The organism is Fructilactobacillus sp. X2R6C1, assembly GCF_059901295.1.
In genome coordinates this window covers 51,805-74,896 of record NZ_JBWXUZ010000001.1, presented here as the reverse complement: position 1 = coordinate 74,896, position 23,092 = coordinate 51,805, and the positions used below count along the sequence as shown (strand labels likewise).

Genomic DNA, 23,092 nt, shown 5'->3' with positions numbered 1-23,092 from the left:
GCTCACGATTTACTGATGAAAACTCCAAGTCCATCTTCAACAGCGCTAACTCATCTCATCGCACCAACCTGAGACTCTCTTTGAGTTTCTTCTGTCTACTCAACTTTTCCGTTTAGTTAATTTATTGTTTTTAATGGTCGTTACTTTACATGCTTTAAAACTCAATGTCAATCATTTTTGAGAAAAAATAGAATAACTTTTAAAGTTATTCTATAATAATGATATTAACTCACAAGGGGGAATTACCATTTCAAAGTTCTTACATAAGCATTTTACGCTATTTTCAATGATTTTATTTTTAATTCTAAGTGTGGCAATCGTTAGTCCCTATTTCTTTGGCAATCCAGTCCTACCACGCGAGGACATGCGTTTTCACCTTGCCCGGGCGTACGAGAGTTACATCCAGGTTCAACACGGTGGCTTCTTACATATGATTCCAGGGATGATGACGAAAACTTTTGTCAAGGTTGGCTATCCACTAAACGGGTTCTATCCGATCTTTGCCGTCTTACCCGAGGCCGTGATTCATCTGGTCATTAAGAATCCGTACACATCCTACTTACTTTACCTAATCCTAATCCACTTTCTGGTATTTATCTCCATGTATCTAGCAACCTGGAAAATTACCAATCGGAAACTGACTGGGCTCGCATCCGCCATCATCTACGGTTTATCGACGTATCTAACGTTCGACCTCTTTGTTCGCTTTGATGTGGCTGAAGGAATGGCGTTTGTCTTTCTGCCAGTTGTTCTCTACGGAATTTATCAAGTATGTATCAAAAACTATCGTCAGTGGTGGGTCTTAAGTGTTGGATTAACATTTTTAGTCTTAACCCACCTCTTGTCGTTTTTAATTGCTGGTACCTTTGCCGCCATGACGATCATTATTATCATGTTAAACCATGATTCATTGAAACTTAAGGTGAAGCGGGTCATAGCGCTAATCGCCGCTGCCGTCGGAACCTTTTTTCTGTCAGCTTTCTTTTTACTGCCATTAATTCAGAATTACCACTACGACCAAGAAATTTCCATCATGAAGTGTCGCCTCCAAGACATGAGCATCCCGGTCACCAATCTGTTTTTTGGTCCCACTCCGAACGGACCGTGGCAGTATGGCGCTGGCATTGGCATTGTCGGACTAATGATCATCATTTTGCTGTTCGTCTTCTGGCATCGAATCGACTTGTTCTCTAGATCAATGACGGTCCTCTCACTGCTCTTTCTGCTTTTTAGTTCCAATCTCTTTCCGTGGGACCTTTTGCAAAAGTGGGTGGGAATGATCCAATTCCCATTCCGTTTTCTGATCATCACCACCGTTCTATTAGCGTTTTTAGGCGGAGAAATTATCACCAAGATTTTTGCCAAAAACAATTCTACGGGAGCTCTCCTGATTTTAGGCGTTTTAGGACTTAGTCTCTGTTCGTCACTTGCCACCAATTTGCAGCTCAAATCGTGGGAACCTCAGGCTTCTTCACCACAGGAATTTGAAAAGGTGGGAAAATCGGCTGTTTATTGGGACTACCTCCCTCATGCTTCCGATTCACTAGAACCGCTACTCAAAGAACACTCTATTTTAAAAATGAATCCAAATCAGAAGGGCTTAAAACAAAAGAAACGGACTACCTCGTACAATCAAATTGAGTACCAGTTAGACGCTGAAAGTGCCACCAGGGTTCGTTTGCCAAATGTTTACTTCCCTGGCTACGTAGTGACCGTTAACAATCAGGCCGTTCCAATTAAAGTAGACCAAAAGCGTGCCATCCACATTCCCGTCAAAAAGGGAGCAAACACCATCAAATTGACGTATCACCGCACCCGCGTTCACATCATTGGGATTTGGATCAGCGTTATTTCTTGGTTACTTTTACTGGGATACCTTGGGCTGGCATTTTACAAAAAACATTTTAAATAAACGAAAATGGGACTCACGTGACGTGAATCCCATTTTTTAATAAAAAAGAACCGAAGCAATTACTCCGGTTCTTCCCTGGCTTATTAATCTCTTATTCTATTTTTCAACCTGATTGTTGGTCGTAACTTGACCATCAATCATTTCACCGTCATCTTTTAACTGTAAGAAGTTATTCTTGAAATCAAGTTTTAGACCTGGTCCGAAGAAAGTCATATCATTCTTGCTGGTTAAAACGTCAGCACCTTGATTGTTTTCAAGTTTAACATCATAGTCTGATGGTGCTTTTGAAACACCAACAACTTGAAAGGCATCTCCAACGGTGCAAGCACCGCCGGCACCTTCAGAGAAGTTATTTGATCCGTCATTTGCGGCCAACAGGTATGCGTTAGCACCTGCTAATCTTTTCTTCATGTAGGCCATTGCGTCATCAGTAATTGTTAGTTTCATATTTATAACCTCCTATAAGTGATTCAGAAATGAACCTCTTCAAATCTTCACTATTTATGATAGCAGGAATTCACCATAACGCAAGTAAAATGTACACAACTTAATTTTAAAGGGTCAATCAGTTCTTTCCCCTTTATATTAGTCTCTTAATGGGTTATTATAGTGTCAGAAACAAGTCCAATCCGCTTAACAGGATTAGAAATGTAGAGGTGTATATTATATGGTTATGTATAAAGATCTTGAAGGCAAGACGGCCGTAATCACTGGAGGAGACTCAGGGATTGGTGCTGCCATTGCTGAACGTTTGGGTCAAGAACACATGAACGTGGTTATTAACTACCACAAAAACGAAGATGCAGCTAACCAAGTTGTTGAAATCGTTGAAAAAAACGGTGGCCACGCCGTTACTAAGCAAGGCGACATTGGCGATGATGCTGGTGCTGAATCATTAGTACAAGCCGCCGTTGATTCCTTTGGTGATTTGGACGTTTGGTTCAACAACGCTGGGATGGAAAAGAAGACCCCTACAAACGAAGTTACCCTTGAAGAATGGGAAGCAGTCGTTAACGTTGATTTGACTGGTACTTTCTTGGGTACTAAAGCTGCTTTAAACTACTTCTTAAAGCACAACAAGAAGGGTAGTATCGTTCAAACTTCATCAGTTCACCAACAAATTCCATGGCCGACATTTGCAAGTTACGCTGCAAGTAAGGGTGGCGTTAAATTATTCACCGAAACTGCCGCAATGGAATTTGCTCAACAAAACATTCGAATTAACTCGATTTGTCCTGGTGCCATTAACACCCCAATCAACGCCAAGAAGTTCGCTAATCCAAAGACTTACGAATCAACTGTTAACATGGTTCCAATGCACCGGATTGGTAAACCTTCCGAAGTTGCAGCTGCTGCCGTTTGGTTAGCTTCTGACCAAGCTAGCTACGTTACTGGAATCTCACTTTACGTTGATGGTGGAATGACCTTATACCCATCATTTCAAAATGGTAACGGTTAAAATTACCAACCAAAAAGACTACGAATTCAAATTCGTAGTCTTTTTTTTGGTCTAAAATACCTTTAAAATTCTTTTGATTAACTCATTAATTCCGTGCCATCCAAACAGGACGCATGCAGCAACTAGTAAAACTCCTTCAAAAAAGAGGACCAACCGTTCTCTTTGATCCAGGATAAAATATGCAGCAATCACCCCGATTACAAGTAAACACGCAACTGTTAGTCTAATTTTGGCTTTGATTGGTCCACATCTCCTCAGCATTTCTGTCTCAATTCTACCAATCATTTCACTAAATTCAACTACTTAAAATACTGCTGAGAAAAGTTGACGACTTTTTGCGTATACGTATCAGGATCCTGACTCCGACCTTCAATGTGGCCAGCACCCTTAATGATCCAGATTTGTTTTGGACCAGCATCGTTCTTGTAGTTCTCATAGGCATTTTTAACGGGGACAAACTTGTCAACGTCACCGTGAATGATAAACAACGGAATCTGGTTGTGCTTCAGGGTCTTCTTTGTATTCCCATCGTTCATGTTATACTTCGCAAACATTCTTACATAGAGATTAACCGTCGGAACCAGTGGGAAACTCGGAATGTTAAATAGCCGCTTCAATTGGCCACCCAACTCCCCTTCGACACTGGCATAACCACTGTCTTCAATCGCAAACTTCACGTTGCTTGGCATTTTTGGCAGGGAATACATGACGGCCGAAGCTCCCATGCTTGTCCCAAATAACCCTAATTCGCCATCGGGGTGGTCATAATTGAGCACTCGAGCCCATTTTTCCAGGTTAGTGGCATCTTTGACACCGTACCCGATGTATTTACCACCACTGCCACCAAACGACTGGTTATCGGGTGCAAGAACATTATAACCGGCATCATGAAAGATTTTTATAAAGGATTCCATCTCTTCACTATTACTACCGTACCCGTGAACGACAATCATCGTCTTGTTGGTTGGTTTTTCCGATGGGACGTATCTAGCAACTAGATTGGTCCCATCACTCGCCTTTTCGTGTAGAACCTGTGCGTGATTATCACTAAACCACTCGGTATCGGGCGTCCCAGCATTTTCGTTGTACAAGCTGGCTAGTCCCGTCTTCCCAAAGGCAAAGTTAAACAGGAGATAGCCAACCGCCAAATCAAGGATGATTGCGAAAATGACAAAGAAGAAAGCCGTCACTCCAGTCCATTTCAGTATTCTTTTCATTGGACTTGCTCCTTTCTAATTGATTTTCACTTTTAAAAATGATTTTAATAAGTCTATGTACTATCTTAGTGGAGGTCAGACACAATGACACAAAAAAGGTTTAGTTTAGTGAAAAATTAATGAAAATAAAATACACCTATGAAAACCATAGGTGTATTTGTGCTTGTATAAGGATAAAATTACTAATTATATAATATGTTTATTTATTAGAATTGTTATCTGAACCTTGCTGGTTTGAATTCTGCTTCTCAGAGTCTGGTGTAACGTCCTTCCAATCACCCTTAGTTCCATCATCGTTAATCAAGTTCGTCTTAAGCGTACTAATGTTAGTAAATACCTGCCACATGATAATGGCCATCACAATGTGTGAAATCCATCCCACAATTGGAATGACTGCGATTATTGACAAGACAATCCCAACGATGAACTTGGGTTTGATGTTATCAATTTCAGCCTTAACTTTACCATCACTGAGTGAACTCACCATCTGCGAACTGATGATGAAACAAGTGATGTAAAGACCTAGTAGTACCAAGAGTGGAATCCAAAGCATGCTAACAATGATGATCCCGCCAAGAATTGGGAACAACAAAACCGTCTCAATAATTGAAATTACTAGGGTTAGAACATACAAGAAGTCTAACTTTTGAACAATATCTGATTTCTTCATAAATTCCTCCAATTAAATCTTTTCTATATTATTATTTTACCCTAAAATCGAATTCATTTGGGGAAATTAATCGTGATACAATTGGTGTAATTGCTTAATGGAGATGAACAACTTGCCGAAACGCACACACCACATTGATTTTTCAGACATTCGATACGTTCTCTTTGCAACCATTATTGGAACGCTGACGGGTGCCGTAATTGCGTCTTTTCGTTACCTAATCCAGGTCGCTTTAAAATGGTCGCTTACAATTTATCATGGACTTGACCACAATCTCAATCTTCTGTGGTTGGTAATTCCCACTTTCTTACTCATCTCAATCGTGACCGGTCTTATCATGAAGGGCGATCCTGACGTTAAAGGCTCTGGGATTCCACAGGTTGAAGCTCAACTTGCGGGCAACATTGAAACTAATTGGGTCTCTGTCTTATGGCGGAAATTTGTCACTGGTGTCCTAACCGTTGGAACCGGAATTTTCGTTGGACGAGAAGGGCCCTCCGTTCAGTTAGGTGGTGCCATTGGTCAAGGAATTGCCCAGGGCTTTAAAGAAGGCGGTTCTGAGCGGCGATTGATGATCGCAACCGGAGCTGCTTCTGGACTGTCGGCTACCTTTAGTGCGCCACTAGCGGGCACGTTTTTCGTCATGGAGGGCGTCTATCGCAATTTCTCCCCCGCCGTCTGGCTTTCGTCCCTCACGGGGTCAATCTGTGCAAATTTTGTTTCATTAAAAGTTTTCGGCTTAAAACCAATTTTACCCATTTTTTACAGCCACATTTTTCAACTCCAGAACTACTGGCAACTCATCATCTTGGGCATTATTCTAGGTGTTCTAGGCTACGTCTATAATTTAGGTTTATTAGACCTGCCAAAGTGGTTCGCTAAGATTAAAATTATTCCATGGTACTTTATGTGTGCGATTCCGATTTTACTGGTTATTCCCGTTGGAATGTTCTTTCCGACCACCATCGGAAGTGGTAGTCGGGTCATTATGACCGTCGCCACTCACAACGTGCCCTTAACCGCCATCTTTGTCTTTTTAATCGTCCGGTTTGTCTTCGGGTTAATTACGTATGGTGCCGGAATACCTGGTGGTTTCTTCATGCCGGTCTTGGCCGTTGGATCACTGATTGGTGCGGCTTACGGTGGTTTTATGTCACAGACTGGACTGCTCGGTTCCGGGTACGTCAACAACTTGTTAATTTTCGGGATGGCTGGATATTTTGCAGCCGTCAGTAAGGCGCCTTTTACCTCCATCATGTTAATCACCGAACTGGTCGGTAACACCAAGAACTTCATGGCGTTAGCGCTCGTGGTCCTTATCTCGTACGTCGTGGTCGACATGCTGGGTGGTCAACCAATCTATCAAGCCCTAGCCGAACGGTTAACGGCCATCAAGACATACTTCAACGCTGACAGCAAGACGGACAAGATTCAGGTCCCGGTCTACGAATTCAGTTCAATTGAAAACAAATTAGTCAAAAACATCCACTGGCCGAACCACTCCATTCTAATCACAATTAGTCGGGGTAATCTCCACATTATCCCTAATGGAAACACTAAGATTAAAGCCGGTGACACACTGATCGTTCTCGCCCATCGAGATAACATCGGACCAGTTAAGAAGCAGCTGGTGAAAATGGCGATGGAGATTGATGAATAATACCTAATCTCTAACAACTAACCATTTCGGTTAGTTGTTTTTTCTTTGTCATCATTAAATTAATATTCATTGAAAACGATTACATAACCTGCTAGTCTTAAATTAAGAGTTGTAACTACAAGGAATATTTATGAAAGTTGGTGCACACATGGAAAAGAACGTTTTAGGAATCGACCTCGGCACGGGATCGGTCAAAGTCACTGCTGTCAACAAGCTTGGTGATATCGTGGGACAAGAATCAACGGAGTATCCGAATCCGCATCCCAAACCAGGTTGGAGTGAACAAAATCCCAATGACTGGGTGAATGGTACGATTGCGGCCATCAGAAAACTAGTCAATGATGATAATGTTGATCCGGAGTCCATTAGTGGAGCTAGTTTCTCGGGCCAAATGCATGGACTAGTCTTGTTGGACAAAGATAATCAGGTCATCAGACCAGCCATCTTGTGGAACGACACTAGAACCACAAAACAACGCAAAGAGATTGAGGATAAACTAGGGAAGCGATTCGTTGAAATCACCGGTAATCAACCACTGGAGGGCTTTACCATCACCAAGCTCCTCTGGGTCAAAGAAAACGAACCGGAGAACTGGGCGAAAGTAAAAACCTTCCTATTACCAAAGGACTACCTGCGCTTTAAGATGACCGGTAACATTGCGATCGACTTCTCTGACGCCACCGGAACTACCCTCTTAGACATTCACGATAACAAGTGGAGTCTTGAAATCTGTAAGGCCTTGGGAATTCCCGAGAAAATCCTCCCGCCACTAATTCAGTCCATTGACTACGCGGGAAACGTCATCCCCGACTTCGCCGATCAAGCCGATATGTCAACCATTACCAAGGTCTATGGTGGAGCCGCCGACAACTCCGCTGGCGCAGTTGGAGCGGGCATCATGTCCCCCAATAACGCGCTAGTTAGTGTCGGAACCTCTGGCGTAGTCTTACATCACGAAGTCGACCTCTCAACCGACTATGGTGGTCGTCTGCAAATGGAAGACCATTCCATTCCGAACACCTACTATTCAATGGGTGTCACGCTGGCCGCGGGTGATTCATTAACATGGTACAAAAACACTTTCGTCAAGGACGAAGACTTTACCGAGATGACTAATGAAGCCGGTAAATCTCCGATTGGAGCCAACGGTCTCTTATTCACTCCGTACATTGCTGGGGAACGAATGCCTCACGCTGATTCGCAAATTCGCGGGAGCTTCATTGGAATTGACCGCACCCAGGTCCGACGCGACTTCACTAGAGCCGTGATGGAAGGGATCACCTTCAGTCTCCAAGATATCCTTACCATTTACGCCGAAATGGGTGCGACCATTGATCACGTGACCTCAATTGGTGGCGGCGCTAAAAGTTCCGTTTGGACCCAAATGCAGGCGGATATCTTCGACAAACCCGTCATCACCCTCGCAAACGAACAGGGACCTGGCATTGGAGCGGCCATGATTGCGGCTGTCGGACTTGGCTGGTTTACCGGCTTTCCCGCCTGTGCCGATCAGTTCATCAAGTTCGGTAAGACTTACGAACCAATTACCGCTAACGCAGCTAAATACGCCAAGATTTTTAAAATTTATCAACAAATTTATCCCCAAACGAAAAAGATTAGTCACGAATTACAGGATTTACGTTAATTCAAACCCCAAAATAAAAGGGCGCAGCCTAGGCTGCGTCCTTTTTACTAGTGAAACGAGTTTTAATTAATCCGATCAGAGCCGGAAGTAACGTAATCAAGATAATTGATAAAATCACGGCCGAAAAGTGTTCCTTAACGAACGGAATGTTGCCAAAGAAGTATCCGCCACCACAACATAGTGCGACCCATGCCACACATGCGGTAATGTCATACTTCACGAACTTTTGGTAACTGTAGTCACTGCTGGCAGCGACGAACGGAACAAACGTCCGCACAATCGGCATAAACCGACCAAGTAATATGGCCCATGATCCATACTTATCAAAGAATTGATGGGCTTTTTCAAAATCCTTGGGCTTAATGAACCTGCTCAAATGCCTATTGTCAGTGATGGCTAACCCAACTTTTCTTCCCAGAAAGAAATCCAGTGAGTCCCCCAAGGCGGACGCCAGAAAGAACAAAATCACAAAAATCCAGATGTTTAAATCATTGGTACTAGCAGCGGCCAAGGCGGCGGCCGCAAACAAAAGTGAATCACCCGGCAGAAATGGCATGATCACGGCGCCGGTTTCGATGAAGATAACCGCAAACAGGATCAGATAGGTCCAATTGCCAAACATGTTGACGAGTGTGACTAGGTGGTGGTCAATGTGAAGCACAAAATCGACTAAAAAACTCATATAATTAATCCCCACTTAAATTTAGTTATTTTCTAATTTTACCAAAATGCCGCTAGCTAGGATAGCCACGGAGCACCTATCGGCTTCTATTTAAACTAAAATTAATGAATATCAAAAAGACGACCGAACTATCTGAAAGTTCAATCGTCTTTTAATTTTTCCAAATTTAATTACAATTTCGGTTGAATCAGTAAGATGACCCCGATGACGGCCACCACTAGAATGGCAATGGCAAAGTAACGTTCGTACTTACCAAAGATTGGTTGACCAGGTGCGTACTGTTTTCTCGCGTACATAAACAGTGGAATCCCTAAGGCATAAATCACGAAGGCAATCGTCAGGTATTCCAATCCGGCGGCGTACCCCATGAACAGGGTGCCAAGGATCGCCAAGGCCGACACGAAGTAGGCACTCTTTCTTGAGACCGACAGCTTATTGCCATCTGGATTGAACGTTTTCTCATTGCGACTAATCTTGAACAGGTACATCATCGAAATCAGGTACGGTGGCACCGTCATCGTTCCCACGATCGTCAGCGTGAAATTAAAGGCCCGCCCCGCAAAATGGGTAAAGATAATGATTAATTGAATGACGATAACCGTCATGAACAGCGAGTGAATCGGAACGTTGTTCTTGCCCATCTTTCTAAAGAACTTCGGGAAGGTCCCGTCCATGGAGGCAGCTCGTGGCATCTCAGACAGAACTAAGACCCACGTCAACCAACTGGATAAGACGGCGACAATGACGCCAAAGGTGATGATTAAGCGTCCCAGTGGTCCCAAAACAATCTGCATCAAGGCCCCAGTTGACGGACTCTGCAGGTTCGCCAGTTGACCGTAACTGCGTAAGCCTAGTGGCAAAATCGAAACCAAGGCGTACAGAACCAAACAAATCAAGAAACCGTATTTAGTGGCCTGACGCACGTCCTTTTGACTCTTGGCGTTACTTGACAGAACCACGGCTCCTTCAACCCCAGAAAAGACCCACATTGTGGTCATCATGGCATTTCGGACTTGGGAAAACAAACTCCCCATGGCCTTGTCATCAACCTTTGGTAACGTCTGAGACGCAAACATGTTAGTGGAAAAAGCGTGCCAGTTGAACACCACAATCATCGTAATGATGAAGATGGCCACAATCGTCAGCATGCAGATGGTTCCAAACACATCGACGTGACTGGTAACCCGGATGCCCTTTAAAATCAGGTAGGTCATGAGCCACAACACGATGGTTCCTCCAATAATTGAGATCCAGTTATTGCCACCCGTAAACGTCCCAGGCCAAAACGCGTTTAAAGTCGACATCAAGAGGACCGAATACGCGGCAACGGCAAACGACTGACAGATCCAGTACCCCCAACTTACAAAGAAGGCGGTAAAGTTGCCAAAGCCAGCGTGGGCATAATGATACAAACCAGTGGTGTACTGTGGTCGAACCTCCGATAGGGTCATAAACGAACGCACAATAAACCAGATAATTAATCCCGATAGCACCCAAGCGATGATTTGGGCAATTGCGCCGGCATGGAGCGCCATGTTTTGGGGCAAATCGTAGATTCCACCACCAACCATCGCTGATAGTACAAACGCGGTCAGACCAATAGTTCCAACCTTTTCTTTTTTACTACTCAAATCTTCACTTCTTTCATCTTGAATTAAAAGAAAAAGGCGATATTATTCGCCCTCTTCTTGATAATTAATCCATTCGCATAATGTTTTTACTATTTAATTTCTTGGCTTCTTTAATCTGACTCTTCATGCTTCGACTCTGAAAGTTGACTTCAACGGAATTCCCGTCGTTACGCAAGTCTTCAGCGGTTTTTAGGGCCTTATCAAGAATCTGATTCTTAACGTCAGCTTCCTTATCTTTCACGTCGGTCGCAATGAAGTAGTCAATCGAATCACTGTCATCGTTAGAGTTCACGATGGTTGCCAACCGTTCCTCACCAAAGGCAAAGCCCACGCCACCGGTATCTTCTGGTCCACCAAACTCTTCCACCATGTGGTTGTAACGACCACCAGCACAAATCGTGGTGTAATCGTCTCCGAAGCTCGGATCCTTGGCCATGATTTCAAACACCGTATCGGTGTAATAATCAAGCCCGCGAACCAACCGATCATCAACGGTGTACGGAATGTCTAAAGCATCAAGGGCCGATAAAACATCATTAAAGTACTGCTTGGATTCATCCGTTAAACTGTCTTCTAATTTCGGAGCGTCAGCGACCAACTGCTGGTCCCCCTTATCCTTACTGTCTAAAATCCGGAGCGGATTCTGTTTTAAGCGCCGTTTGGAGTCTTCACTTAATTGGTCCTCATACTTTGAGAAGTAGGCTACTAGAACGTCATGGTAACGTTTCCGACTCTCTTCATCACCTAACGTGTTAATTTCAACCTTTAAGTCGTTAATGTCAACGCCCTTGAAGATGTCCAGGGCTAACGCAATCGTTTCAGCGTCAATCTGGGGACTGGTAGCTCCGATTGATTCACACCCAATCTGATGGAACTCCCGGTTATGAGTAGCACCCGGACGTTCGTATCTAAACATCGCCCCCATGTAGAAAACCTTAACGGGCTTGGGATGTTCTGGTCCAAAGAGCTTGTTTTCAACGAAGGAACGGACTACTCCAGCCGTTCCTTCCGGTCGTAGTGAGATGTCTCGCCCACTTTTGTCCTGGAAACTGTACATCTGCTTGGTGACGATATCCGAACTATCACCAGAGGTTCTGGTAAAGACAGGGGTTTTCTCAACTAGCGGAGTGCGCATCTCATGAAAGTCGTATCGAGCGAAAACGTCCCGCGCCGTATCTTCGATTCGTTGCCAAACACTGGTCTCATCAGGCAAAATGTCTGACATCCCTCGCACTTTCTTAAATTTGTCATCCATAATATTCCCATCTTTCTATTAATTGTTTAATTAAAATTCTGTCAAATAGATATACGTAGATTTTACCATTATTGAATTACTCTGTCTTGTCCGTCTTTATAAATCAGTCAAGCGCCAACTACATATGATTAAAGTTAACCAAAGAAAAATTGTTCGAGTTGTCATTGATGTTGCAACGTTTTTTATGGTATTCTATTAACAATTTATATAAAACTGAACAATAGGAGGAGTACGATGAAGGATTGGAATTATAAATTCGGGAAACAAGGATTAACATTTGACGATGTTCTCTTAATTCCTGCAGCAAGTGACGTGTTACCAAACCAAGTTGACTTAAGAACGACCTTAGGCAAAAACTTAAAGTTAAACCTACCCGTTCTAAGCGCAAGTATGGATACTGTCACAGAGGCACCTTTAGCGATTGCGATGGCTCAAAACGGTGGACTCGGCGTGGTTCACAAAAACATGAGCGCCAAAAAGCAAGCGGCTGAAGTTAAAACGGTTAAAAATGCTGAAGTTACCGGTGCCAATGCTGCGGTTGATGACCATGGTCATTTATTAGTAGCGGGGGCCGTTGGGGTAACTAACGATACCTTCGATCGAACTCAATTATTATTTGATGCCGGGGCAGACGCCGTCATCATCGATACCGCCCACGGTCATTCCAAGGGTGTATTAGAGAAAATTGCTGAAATCAGAAACAAGTTCCCAGACAAAACTTTGATTGCTGGAAACATTGCCACTGGTGCTGGTGCCAAAGCCCTCTTTGACGCTGGTGTTGACATTGCCAAAGTCGGCATTGGACCCGGTTCAATTTGTACCACCCGCATCGTGGCCGGTGTGGGAGTTCCCCAAATTACCGCTGCCTTCGATGCCGCCCAAGTTGCCGCCGATTACGGCAAGCAAATCATCGTTGACGGTGGGATGCAGTACACCGGAGACATCGTTAAGGCGCTCGCAGCGGGTGGAAGTGCCGTCATGCTAGGAAGTATGCTGGCAGGTACAACGGAGGCCCCTGGAGACGTTTATACGGGTGCTGACGGCAAGAAGTACAAAGCATACCGTGGCATGGGCTCACTGGCAGCCATGGAAAATGGTTCTTCTGACCGATACTTTCAAGGTAAGGTCAAAGAAGAAAAGAAACTCGTCCCAGAAGGAATTGAGGGTCAAACCCCATACAAGGGTGACGTCTCAACCGTTCTCTTTCAGATTGCGGGTGGCCTTCGTTCCGGGATGGGTTACACCGGCTCTCACACCATTTCCGACTTAATTAATAACGCTCAATTTGTTAGAATTACTAATGCAGGACTACGTGAATCACATCCCCACGATGTGCAAATCACCAAATCCGCACCAAACTATTCAATCGATAAATAGGAGGAATTTGATGGCAACTGGTACAAAAAAACGTGATTATGATGAGATTTTAGTTCTCGACTTTGGGAGTCAATACAACCAATTAATCACCCGTCGCATTCGTGACATGGGCGTTTATTCAGAACTAAAACCACACACCATCACTGCCAAAGAAATAAAAGCGATCGCCCCTAAGGGCATCATCTTTTCTGGCGGTCCCAACAGTGTCAACGGCAAAGACGCTTTAGACGTCGACCCTGAGATTTTAAACATGGGCATTCCGATTTTGGGAATCTGTTACGGCATGCAACTATTGGCCCACGACTTAAAGGGTGGTCAAACCACCACCGCTGACGACAGTCAGTACGGTCCCGCTGAAATCAAGGTCACAAGTAATGACTCCGGTACCTTTAAAGGACTGGACCCCGATCAAACCGTTTTAATGAGTCACGGAGACTTTGTGACCAAGGTTCCAGACGGTTTCAAAGTCACCGCCACTAGCGAACAGTGTGCCATTTCTGCCATGGAGGATCCCGATAAAGACATTTACGCCGTCCAATTCCATCCGGAAGTTAACCTCACCAAACAGGGAAACCAAATGCTGCATAATTTTGTCTTTGACATTGCCCATGCTAAGGACAACTGGTCAATGGACGACTTCATTGAAGATGCCATTGAGAACATCAAAGAAGAAGTTGGCGACAAACGCGTCTTACTGGGTCTCTCTGGTGGCGTTGATTCTAGTGTGGTTGCCGTCCTTTTACACCGAGCAATTGGCGACCAACTGATCTCCGTCTTCGTTGACCACGGTTTGTTGCGCAAGAATGAAGCCCAACAGGTCCTACACACTTTAGGCGATGAGTTTGGCTTAAACATTGACTTTGTAGATGCCAGTGATGAATTCTTATCCAAACTAAAGGGCGTAACTGACCCCGAAAAGAAACGTAAAATCATCGGGAAAGAATTCGTCGACACCTTTTCAAGTGAAGCCCGGAAGTTCAAGGACGTTGATTTCTTGGCCCAGGGAACCCTGTACACCGATGTAATTGAATCCGGAACGGATACCGCGCAAACGATTAAGTCCCACCATAACGTTGGTGGACTACCTAAAGACCTCAAGTTCAAGTTGATTGAACCCTTAAACAAACTCTTCAAGGATGAGGTCAGAGAAATCGGTGAAAAACTGGGAATGCCAGACGAGATGGTTTGGCGCCAACCTTTCCCCGGTCCCGGTCTTGCCATTCGCATTATCGGTGACGTGACTCCCGAACGATTAAAGAAGGTCAGAGATTCTGACGCCATTCTACGCGACGAGTTCAAAAATGCCGGTCTGGACAAGAAGGTTTGGCAGTATTTCACTGCCCTTCCTGGGATTCGGACCGTTGGTGTCATGGGTGATGAACGGACCTATGACGAGGCCATCAACATTCGTGCCGTTAATTCCGTTGATGGGATGACCGCTGAATTTGCGGAAATTCCGTGGGACGTCTTGAGTAAGGTCTCATCACGAATCGTCGATGAAGTTCCCGGGATTAACCGCGTACTCTACGATATTACCGGGAAGCCACCGGCAACCATTGAGTATCAATAAAAATAAATATACAAAAAAGATCCTCACTAAAAGTGAGGATCTTTTTTACTGATTACGGTCTCAACACCGCATACGCCTTGCCAATGAAGTCTTCAATTGCTTGAGAATCTGGCAATACAAATGAAACTTTCGGATAAAATGCAAAATTAGTCAAAATATCAAAGTGCCATTCATAGACATCACTCGTCGTTCCATTGGTGGTCGTACTAGCACCTCCGACCGCAAAGTTAATATTTTTAATTTGTAGTGGGATTGCTCCACCAACCGTGCCAGAGTTAGAAGTGGTCTGCGAACCAGTATGAACCCGTTCACGGCTGACTTCTTTGATGTTATCTTTGTTATAGATTACTAGCAGGTCTTTATCCAATTCAAAATACATAAATCCCTTATCGTAATAAATAATGGCCTGATTATCAGTTTTAAAGCTACGCCAAAAACTGTCATTCAATCCTAATTGATCCACTAAATTATTAATCAATTTATCCATATATTGATAGTAATAATCCAAATAAGTCTTTCTAGCATTGGCTAAGTTTTTTCTAACCATGTTAGGAAAAAGCCCTTTTTTACGCATCAAAAAAGCTAGAATCCAGAACAGAATTCCCAAACCATCTGCCACCAAAAAGAAGAAACCTAAAACAATCATTATCCATTTACCGAAGTTTAAAAGCACCAAGTAAGTGCCGTCTTGTGATTCAGTTTGAACATAATTCCTAGTAATTTCCTCGCCCTTTTCAGAATGCGCAAAATCTGGAAGTCCGGTGAATTCAAATAATTTATATTTGCCGGGTATTTTTATTTTATTGTTCATTTCTCTCTTCCTTAGTTGCCACTCCGTCCATAAACCACCGTGTGATTGTTATTACTAGTCCAAACCACAATCATATCAGTGTCATTTGGTTTGCCGTTAGACGTGTAAGAAGTTGTGGTTCCCTTTGGAAAGAAACTGACCGACCAGTTAATTGGTGTGTCTTCGTCTTGAAGCGAAGCAACCAACGAACCGTTATTTTCCTTATAAGTTAATGAATGTGACCCACTATTGTCGGTTAACGAATTAGCGTTCATCTTAATGTCACTATTTGAAATTTCATCTTTAGTAACACTCAAGTTGTCCGTTCCACCAGGTTGAACAGTTGGACCTTGAGTGCCAGAGCCACCCACATTATTTTCAATGTGACCGACTTCTTTCCACTGACCGGCAATGCTACTGTAATCACCGGACTGAATCTGACTAAGGTTCATTGCCGCCACTTTAGGGGCTGCAGTCTTAGTATCAGACTTACTGGTCGTTGCCCTTTTAGGCGCACTCTCTTTCTTGTGTTTAACCACGCTGGAAGAACTCGACGATTCCTTTTTAGGACTGTCGTTTTTAGAAGTACCACATCCAGCAAGGGTTAGAACGCTCAAGGCGGCAATGCCCACTAACATAACTTTTTTAGTTTTCATCTTTGGTATACTCCACTCCCATCAACTTAAATGACTTTCTATCATGCGTGATTTGTCCAGCCGTTTTAGCTTTGTGTTTCCCATTTTCTTCGGTCAACTTAATTTGGTTGTCCTTAATTTCATAGGAACCCTTTTTATTTCCCATTTGAGTAAAGTAATTCCCTTTAAACGTAAAACTCGGCTTCACTTTGGCTGGTACATTTTTGCCATCAGCGGAATACGTGCCACCAATATGGTTTCGATAATTGGTATACACTCCAATCCCAAGTAGTAGCAGCACTAAAATCGACATCACAATCCAAGTCAACCAACTGTGATGATTAGCTTGTTTTTTATCATTTTTCATCTTTGGTATATTTCATCCCCATCACATCTAACGACTTCCGATTATCGGATAATTTCCCTTCAACCGTACTGTTTTTACCATTATTCTTTTCGGTCAACTCAATATTATTACCATCAATCTTATAAGTTCCCTTTTTGCCGTCATCTTCAGTAAAACCGTTGCCTTTAAAGGTAACTCTACTTTTCACGTTCGTAATTAAGAGATTGGTATTATGCGTATAAGTTCCACTAAGATGAGTTCGTTGATCGTGGTAGATTCCAAATCCAACACCAAATATCACGACAACCACAGCAACGATGGCAGCAATACTAACATAACTAGCTTTAATCTCGTTCCCCGTTTTTTGACTCATTTTTTTAGAAACATTTTCAAAGGCATGATTAACTGACTGAGAAGCATTCTGAGAGGTATGTTCTCCCTTAGTTTGATTTCCCTGATTATTGGAATTGGTCGAACCCGTCAGTTTACGTCCACAGTGCGGACAAAAATCAGGGTCACCCTCAATGGGTTTGCCACAATACGGGCAAAAATGATTGTGATTTTCCATAATATTTTTAAACTCCCAAAATTGTAGTATTTTTTTTGTGAAAATTAATTATTGCAATTATGATTCAGAAACTGCCAATGCGAATGTTGCGTGAACTTTACCATTTACAACATTAACGGAAACATTTTGTAAGTTTAATGCCGTGATAAAACTCAAGGAATTTTGGATCAATGATGCATTACTGTTATCCCACAACAAATCAGCTAACTGTTGATCGGATGTAATCATGGATACATCTCCATCGACACTACCATTAATAGATAAATGACCAGCATTTGGATTTGGATCAACTTGTGGCTTGCCAAATGAAGCTACCTTAGCTTGTAAGGCAGCTCTGACACCAGCTTCATCAGGAGTGAAAGCTGGTTTTGGTGTATTGCTTCCATTATTTGTTGAGCCACCGTTGTTAGAAGGATTAGTAGGCGTAGTTGAGCCACCATTGCCAGTACTTCCACTACCATTGTTGTTAGCAGGTGGAGTCACTTGGCCGCCGTTGTTAGTGTTTCCACCGTTATTAGATGGATTGGATGGAGTCGTGCTTCCACCATTGTTGGTCGAACCATCATTACTAGTGGAACCTCCGTTTTGTGACGGGGTAGTTGAACCACCATTATTAGTTGATGGAATTGGAGTAGTGTTTCCGCCCATTGATGGTGCTACCTGACCACTGTTATTTGAGGGGGTAGTTTGATTGCCATTGCTGGTACTTTCGCCATTTTGTGATGGTGTTACTGAACCATTGTTGTAAGTTGGAGTGGTTGGGGTACTTTGACTTGTTCCGTTATTCTTTTGTGACTGAGTTGGAACTTGTGTGTTAGAATTCGTCTTACCAGCTGTTTTTGAACTAGCTACCGCTCCATTACCAGTGGTTTGACCAGCAATTTTGGCAGGAGTTTGAGCAGTTGCTGCGGAATTTTGGCCATTAACTCCGGCTTTCTGACTAGCTCCAACAACTGATTGAGCTTGAACGTCTCCAGCACCATTTTGGAGGTTGTTCCAACCGGAATAAATACTTTCGCCAGGTTTACGGGAGTTCACTGGAATCACAATCTTTGACCCAGCGTAAATCAGGTTAGCATTTTGTAAATGGTTGGCGTCGGCAATGTCCTTTACAGTACTGTTGTACTCTTGAGCGTAACCAGATACCGTATCACCCCATTGAATGGTAATAACCTTTTTGTTACTAATTTTTGATGAACTAACTTGGTTGTCAGTCGTCGTGGTTGAGGCATTCGTTGAAGCGGTGTTAGCGGTCACAAATACTCCTAATGCTAATGAACTAAGTAATAATCCTTTAAGAACGTTCTTTTTATTAAATTCCATCATTAATCTTCCTTTCAAAACCAGTTTCTAAACAGCAAAGTAACTCTTGAATTAACACGCTTATTCAAATACAACAGGGAACTACGCTATCCCATTAACTTTTCATCATCTACCTTCACCTCAAAATTAGAATCGTTAATCAACATAAAACATCCCCCCTTTTTGTATTTCCCACTCCGTTTTAGAAAAAAATTACAAAAAGGCACGAGTGGCTTTATTAAAAATTAACAATTTGTTTTATTATTTACAAACTCCCAATTTTTGAACAAGGTGTCTAAGTATTGTCATAATCGGCTTTTAGGGTTGAACATTCGTCATAAAAGTGATTATCATTTAGACATAATGTATATTATTTAACAATAATATTCTTAACTAAATCTTAATATTTGAGGAGTCGGTACCGTGATTGCTTTAAACACGAAACACTTAATTGCACAAGCATTTCTAGAGTTATCTGTCACAAAGCCACTTTATGAAATCAGAATCACCGATGTAATCCAAAAGGCTGACTTGTCCAGAGGAACTTTCTATAATAATTTCAATAGTATCGACGACATCTTGGTTTATATCGAACGTGAAGTAGATAATCCAATTATCAGTGGCCTAAAGGCCATGGCTACCCCCCCCCCAGCAATACCGAGCGTTCTCCATTTGAGTTGATTGCCGATTATTTACTACCTGCCCTATACGATAAAAGAGAGATTTTAAAAATTCTCTATAATCCCAATCTACGTGGTCATTGGACTGAATTTTTAAAAAAGCGTTACAAGGAATGGGCAATGAAAAATATTTTTAACAAATCGTCATCAAACAACAAAAATATTTCTACCAATCTTTCGTGTGAATTTTGCGTCAATATGTATCTCTCCATCATTGAAATTTGGATGACCCAACCCATTCCAGAAGACCCAGAGCATTTTAAAGTGACCTTTCTTTTCTTTGTGAATACCCCGATAACCTTAATGATTTAAAAAGGTAAGTAGCTTATGACTAAAAAAGAGCTATTTCCACTAACTTTGGAAATGGTTCTTTTGATGATTGTACTAGTTACCCCCCTATTTTGATGTATACTTATCCTTGGATTTTATATCAAATACATAACGAGGATGGTTATTATGAATATCAAGAAAATCGCTCTTTCACTTCTAGTCGGTACTACCATGTTTGCCGGTGGACTGTTTGTAACCCATCCAAACGTGGTCCACGCTGACTCAAATGTAGCGGCTGGTACTGCGCAAGGTCAAGTTGTCGTCCAATACGTCAATGCTTTAACTGGTCAACCAATTCGCACCAGTAAAGTTATCTACGGTGCGCCTAACAGCATACTTGACCTATCAAACGACGTTCCAAACATTCCCGGATACGTTGCCGGAAGCAACCGAGCTGATAACGGTAGTAACACTTATCCAGCTGCTGGTCAGTCAATGACGGTCACCATTGCGTACCAACCACTCAATAAGCCACAGCAAAGTGGGAATTATCAGGGTGGAAACGCAACATCTCCTTCAAACGGCACGACCACAAACGGACAGAATAACGGTTCAAGTGGCGGAAACGCAGCGATAAATAAAAACGGTAATTCTCAAGCAAATAATAACCAGGGACAAACCGCTAACGATAACAAACCCAATCAAGAAAATAAAACCAAGCAACAAAATAAAGAACAAACGACTAAAAATCGCAATAATCAAAATAAAACCAAAAAGGACCAGCAAAAGCAGAAGAACAAACATCATAATGACAAGAATCAAAAGGCTAAAAGAGACAAGCGGAACCACAAATCAGCCAAAAAAGATCACACTGGATGGATGATCGGTGGCATCATTGTTATCTAGTTGTTGGAATTGGAGCTTTTGTCTGGTATCGCGTAAGAAAAGCACATCATTTTAGACATTAAGTTAACTTAATCAATTGTAAGCGAAAAGACTGTCAAGTAATGTTGGTTGGCAGTCTTTTTAAGTCGGAATTAGTAAGCATTGAATTAGTAGGGAATTTTAATAATGGAAACAAATATGGCAAAAAATCGTTTTATCACTGGCTTTACAGGACTTAGAGCACTAGCAGTTATTTGTGTTATTCTCTACCATCTCAATCAAAATATCTTTAGTGGTGGCTACTTAGGTGTTCCAGTATTTTTGACTCTTTCAGGATACCTAATTACCGACCATTTAATTAACGAATATGAATCAACTGGAAATTTTCGGTATGGTCACTTCTGGTACAAAAGATTAAAACGTCTATACCCAACCTTAATCGTGATGTTATTTGCTACAGCAACTTATATCACATTATTTCAACGAAATTTACTGGCCAATTTGTGGCAAAGTGTCGTTACCAATTTAACGTACGTCTATAACTGGTATGAAATTGCTAACGGTCAATCATACTTTCAAAATTTTGCTGGGTCTGAGTCGCCCTTTACTCATTTGTGGACTTTAGCAATTGAAGGTCAATTCTACCTAATCTGGCCCCTAATTGTCGTTTTATTGTTACACGTCTTTAACAGAAACAAACATGGTCTTTTAAACAAGAAGAGCATTTTCTTTGTTGCCATTGGCTTATCCGTTTTATCAGCAATCCTGATGGCAATCTTATTTAAGCCTGGCACTGATCCAAGCCGAGTTTACTACGGGACCGATACCCGGATGTTCTCAATCTTATTGGGAGCTGCCTTAGCAATTGTGTGGCCCAGTAATCGAATCGTTAGAAATTCCGCTCAAGGCCAAAGGACCTTCTTTGACGTCGTTGGACTAATCGGTATCATTGGAATGGTATGGTTGATATTTACGGTAGGAGCTCAATCCACATTTTTGTATCATGGTGGAATGGTACTGTTCTCACTATTTACCGTTCTGATTATGTGGGCCATTCTCTCAAACATTAGTCATTGGAACTGGTTGATGACCAATCCCGTTTTTGATTGGATTGGTTCCAGAAGTTATGAAATTTATGTCTATCAGCTGCCTGTCTTTATCTTTTTCGAGGATAAATTCAAAAATGTTGCCAATCATCAGTTGTTATATGCCGTTATTGAAATTCTATTGATTATTGGTATTTCCGAGATATCGTATCGCTTTGTTGAAGTTCCATTTGGCAAATATGACTACAAAATCCTTTTTAGTAAACTAATTGAATTCATGAGTCACACTAAAATACGTGAAATCATTCTCAGTGTACTTGTAATAATCGGTGGAATTGGTATTCTTCAATCCACTACCATTAATCCTAAACAGGCTAATCACACTCAGCTTGCCAATAAAATTCAAAAGAACGCCAAAACCGAAAAAGAAAATAACAAAAATCTCGCTAAAGAAATAAAGAGTGGTAAAAAGGTTAAACGATCTACCAAAGACCAAAGCCAATTAGAAAAAAATGGCTTAACTGCCGCACAGGTAAAAGAAGCTCAAAATCTGTCCGGAACTGCAATGGGTGACTCAGTTATGTTAGCTGGTCATGACGATTTACAGAAGATTTTCCCGCGTTTCTACATTGATGCCCAAGTTTCACGCCAACCAGCCGCTGCCGTCCCTGATATTAAAAGTTTAGCCACTCAAGGACTACTAGGCAAAAACGTTGTCATTGGACTGGGGACAAACGGTAACATTTCACCGGAAACGATGAAACAAATTATGGAGATTGCTGGTCCTAAGCGTCACGTTTTCTGGATTAACGTCCACATTCCAACTGAAACTTGGCAAAATTCCGTGAATGCCATGCTGAAAGACTCGCAAAAGAAGTATAAAAACTTGTACATCATTGATTGGAATGACTATATCAACAAGCATCCGAACTGGTTATACTCCGATCAAGCCCATCCAAATAATCAAGGAGCCCCAAAATACGCAACTTTTGTGGCTCAAAATGTTTTAAAGAACGCCATAAAATAAATATAACTAAAAAGGAACCCCCCAAATCTTTCGACTTGAGAGTCCTTTTTTGGATACCTAACGTTAGAGTGTCTTACATATAATGTGACTTATTAGTTTTCGACTTATTTCGTTAGATACCACTATTCAGTAGAACTACGTAATCGTGACTTAATTTGCTTCTGACTACTTTCGTTTCTTCTTTTGCATACCAGCACCATTGACTAACCCGTCAATTCGCTCAAATGTCTCGCAGATTCCACCTGTTACTGGGAGTGTTATTGGCCGTGAAACCTGCTTAAACAATGCATTCCCCACCACCCCGCGCAAAACGAAAAAACTCCAACAATCGCTACCAAACTAATCAGTGACAGCAATCCTACTATTAAAACAATCAGGCCATAAATGCCCAATTGTCGGTGATTGATACACATCTTCCACAAGTATTAATTCCGAAATGGCCCACCCGAAAATTAACTCATTTGA

At 42.2% G+C, this 23,092-nt stretch carries 22 protein-coding genes and 1 other annotated feature (1 of these 23 cut by a window edge); of the genes, 10 read left to right on the top strand and 12 right to left on the bottom strand.

The window, feature by feature from the left end:
• Positions 1 to 118 (bottom strand) — a binding site (T-box leader); it reaches 117 nt to the left of the window's first position.
• Positions 119 to 286: 168 nt separating this feature from the next.
• On the top strand, positions 287 to 1,912 hold the full coding sequence (locus tag AC6UDF_RS00310) for a YfhO family protein (protein ID WP_500693300.1): 1,626 nt from the start codon (positions 287 to 289) through the stop codon (positions 1,910 to 1,912).
• Between the two features lie 96 nt (positions 1,913 to 2,008).
• Here the strand turns inward: AC6UDF_RS00310 and AC6UDF_RS00305 are convergent, their stop codons facing one another.
• The gene (locus AC6UDF_RS00305; RefSeq protein ID WP_500693299.1) at positions 2,009 to 2,359 is read right to left on the bottom strand and encodes an iron-sulfur cluster biosynthesis family protein; all 351 of its coding nucleotides are present in this window, start codon (positions 2,357 to 2,359) and stop codon (positions 2,009 to 2,011) included.
• A 226-nt stretch (positions 2,360 to 2,585) separates the two neighbouring features.
• Here AC6UDF_RS00305 and AC6UDF_RS00300 point away from each other — a divergent pair, with 226 nt between their 5' ends.
• Positions 2,586 to 3,371, top strand: coding sequence for a glucose 1-dehydrogenase (locus tag AC6UDF_RS00300; RefSeq protein WP_500693605.1), 786 nt, complete (start codon positions 2,586 to 2,588; stop codon positions 3,369 to 3,371).
• 51 nt (positions 3,372 to 3,422) lie between these two features.
• Here AC6UDF_RS00300 and AC6UDF_RS00295 read toward each other — a convergent pair whose 3' ends face one another.
• The 3 genes from AC6UDF_RS00295 to AC6UDF_RS00285 form a co-directional block, all read right to left on the bottom strand.
• Positions 3,423 to 3,656, bottom strand: a complete 234-nt coding sequence (locus AC6UDF_RS00295; protein WP_500693298.1) for a hypothetical protein — start codon at positions 3,654 to 3,656, stop codon at positions 3,423 to 3,425.
• A 14-nt stretch (positions 3,657 to 3,670) separates the two neighbouring features.
• Positions 3,671 to 4,588, bottom strand: a complete 918-nt coding sequence (locus AC6UDF_RS00290; protein ID WP_500693297.1) for an alpha/beta hydrolase — start codon at positions 4,586 to 4,588, stop codon at positions 3,671 to 3,673.
• A gap of 199 nt (positions 4,589 to 4,787) precedes the next feature.
• Entirely contained in the window at positions 4,788 to 5,258 is a 471-nt protein-coding gene (locus AC6UDF_RS00285; RefSeq protein ID WP_500723726.1) for a hypothetical protein, read from the bottom strand.
• A gap of 112 nt (positions 5,259 to 5,370) precedes the next feature.
• Here AC6UDF_RS00285 and AC6UDF_RS00280 point away from each other — a divergent pair, with 112 nt between their 5' ends.
• A complete protein-coding gene (locus tag AC6UDF_RS00280) occupies positions 5,371 to 6,918 on the top strand; it encodes a ClC family H(+)/Cl(-) exchange transporter (protein WP_500706166.1) in 1,548 nt (515 codons plus the stop codon).
• 148 nt (positions 6,919 to 7,066) lie between these two features.
• The gene (gene xylB / locus AC6UDF_RS00275; protein ID WP_500706343.1) at positions 7,067 to 8,563 is read left to right on the top strand and encodes a xylulokinase; all 1,497 of its coding nucleotides are present in this window, start codon (positions 7,067 to 7,069) and stop codon (positions 8,561 to 8,563) included.
• 28 nt (positions 8,564 to 8,591) lie between these two features.
• Here the strand turns inward: xylB and AC6UDF_RS00270 are convergent, their stop codons facing one another.
• The 3 genes from AC6UDF_RS00270 to hisS form a co-directional block, all read right to left on the bottom strand.
• Positions 8,592 to 9,245 carry a VTT domain-containing protein gene (locus tag AC6UDF_RS00270; protein WP_500706165.1) on the bottom strand — a complete coding sequence of 218 codons (654 nt, stop codon included), beginning with the start codon at positions 9,243 to 9,245 and terminating at the stop codon, positions 8,592 to 8,594.
• A 170-nt stretch (positions 9,246 to 9,415) separates the two neighbouring features.
• Positions 9,416 to 10,876 carry an amino acid permease gene (locus AC6UDF_RS00265; RefSeq protein ID WP_500706164.1) on the bottom strand — a complete coding sequence of 487 codons (1,461 nt, stop codon included), beginning with the start codon at positions 10,874 to 10,876 and terminating at the stop codon, positions 9,416 to 9,418.
• Positions 10,877 to 10,940: 64 nt separating this feature from the next.
• Positions 10,941 to 12,131: a histidine--tRNA ligase gene (gene hisS / locus AC6UDF_RS00260; RefSeq protein WP_500695457.1), complete on the bottom strand. Its 1,191-nt coding sequence runs from the start codon at positions 12,129 to 12,131 to the stop codon at positions 10,941 to 10,943.
• Between the two features lie 234 nt (positions 12,132 to 12,365).
• Between hisS and guaB the strand changes: the two genes are divergently transcribed.
• Together guaB and guaA are read left to right on the top strand one after the other, a co-directional pair.
• Positions 12,366 to 13,508, top strand: coding sequence for an IMP dehydrogenase (gene guaB, locus AC6UDF_RS00255; protein WP_500706163.1), 1,143 nt, complete (start codon positions 12,366 to 12,368; stop codon positions 13,506 to 13,508).
• Positions 13,509 to 13,518: 10 nt separating this feature from the next.
• On the top strand, positions 13,519 to 15,078 hold the full coding sequence (gene guaA, locus AC6UDF_RS00250) for a glutamine-hydrolyzing GMP synthase (protein ID WP_500706162.1): 1,560 nt from the start codon (positions 13,519 to 13,521) through the stop codon (positions 15,076 to 15,078).
• Positions 15,079 to 15,130: 52 nt separating this feature from the next.
• Here the strand turns inward: guaA and AC6UDF_RS00245 are convergent, their stop codons facing one another.
• From AC6UDF_RS00245 to AC6UDF_RS00225, 5 genes are read right to left on the bottom strand one after another with little or no spacing between them, the layout of a single operon-like run.
• A complete protein-coding gene (locus tag AC6UDF_RS00245) occupies positions 15,131 to 15,889 on the bottom strand; it encodes a hypothetical protein (protein WP_500698894.1) in 759 nt (252 codons plus the stop codon).
• 11 nt (positions 15,890 to 15,900) lie between these two features.
• Entirely contained in the window at positions 15,901 to 16,524 is a 624-nt protein-coding gene (locus AC6UDF_RS00240) for a hypothetical protein (RefSeq protein ID WP_500706161.1), read from the bottom strand.
• Positions 16,514 to 16,870, bottom strand: a complete 357-nt coding sequence (locus AC6UDF_RS00235; protein WP_500706160.1) for a hypothetical protein — start codon at positions 16,868 to 16,870, stop codon at positions 16,514 to 16,516. Before AC6UDF_RS00235 ends, AC6UDF_RS00240 begins: the two co-directional genes overlap by 11 nt.
• Entirely contained in the window at positions 16,860 to 17,417 is a 558-nt protein-coding gene (locus tag AC6UDF_RS00230) for a hypothetical protein (RefSeq protein ID WP_500706159.1), read from the bottom strand. Before AC6UDF_RS00230 ends, AC6UDF_RS00235 begins: the two co-directional genes overlap by 11 nt.
• A gap of 57 nt (positions 17,418 to 17,474) precedes the next feature.
• Positions 17,475 to 18,740, bottom strand: coding sequence for a LysM peptidoglycan-binding domain-containing protein (locus AC6UDF_RS00225; protein WP_500706158.1), 1,266 nt, complete (start codon positions 18,738 to 18,740; stop codon positions 17,475 to 17,477).
• A gap of 402 nt (positions 18,741 to 19,142) precedes the next feature.
• Between AC6UDF_RS00225 and AC6UDF_RS00220 the strand changes: the two genes are divergently transcribed.
• From AC6UDF_RS00220 to AC6UDF_RS00205, 4 genes are all read left to right on the top strand, one after another.
• On the top strand, positions 19,143 to 19,400 hold the full coding sequence (locus tag AC6UDF_RS00220; RefSeq protein WP_500723724.1) for a TetR/AcrR family transcriptional regulator: 258 nt from the start codon (positions 19,143 to 19,145) through the stop codon (positions 19,398 to 19,400).
• On the top strand, positions 19,397 to 19,711 hold the full coding sequence (locus AC6UDF_RS00215; protein ID WP_500706157.1) for a TetR/AcrR family transcriptional regulator C-terminal domain-containing protein: 315 nt from the start codon (positions 19,397 to 19,399) through the stop codon (positions 19,709 to 19,711). The genes AC6UDF_RS00220 and AC6UDF_RS00215 overlap by 4 nt, the downstream gene beginning before the upstream one ends.
• Before the next feature lie 144 nt (positions 19,712 to 19,855).
• Positions 19,856 to 20,575, top strand: a complete 720-nt coding sequence (locus tag AC6UDF_RS00210; RefSeq protein ID WP_500723722.1) for a hypothetical protein — start codon at positions 19,856 to 19,858, stop codon at positions 20,573 to 20,575.
• Between the two features lie 177 nt (positions 20,576 to 20,752).
• Positions 20,753 to 22,627 carry an acyltransferase family protein gene (locus tag AC6UDF_RS00205; protein WP_500723720.1) on the top strand — a complete coding sequence of 625 codons (1,875 nt, stop codon included), beginning with the start codon at positions 20,753 to 20,755 and terminating at the stop codon, positions 22,625 to 22,627.
• The last annotated feature ends 465 nt before the right edge of the window (positions 22,628 to 23,092 follow it).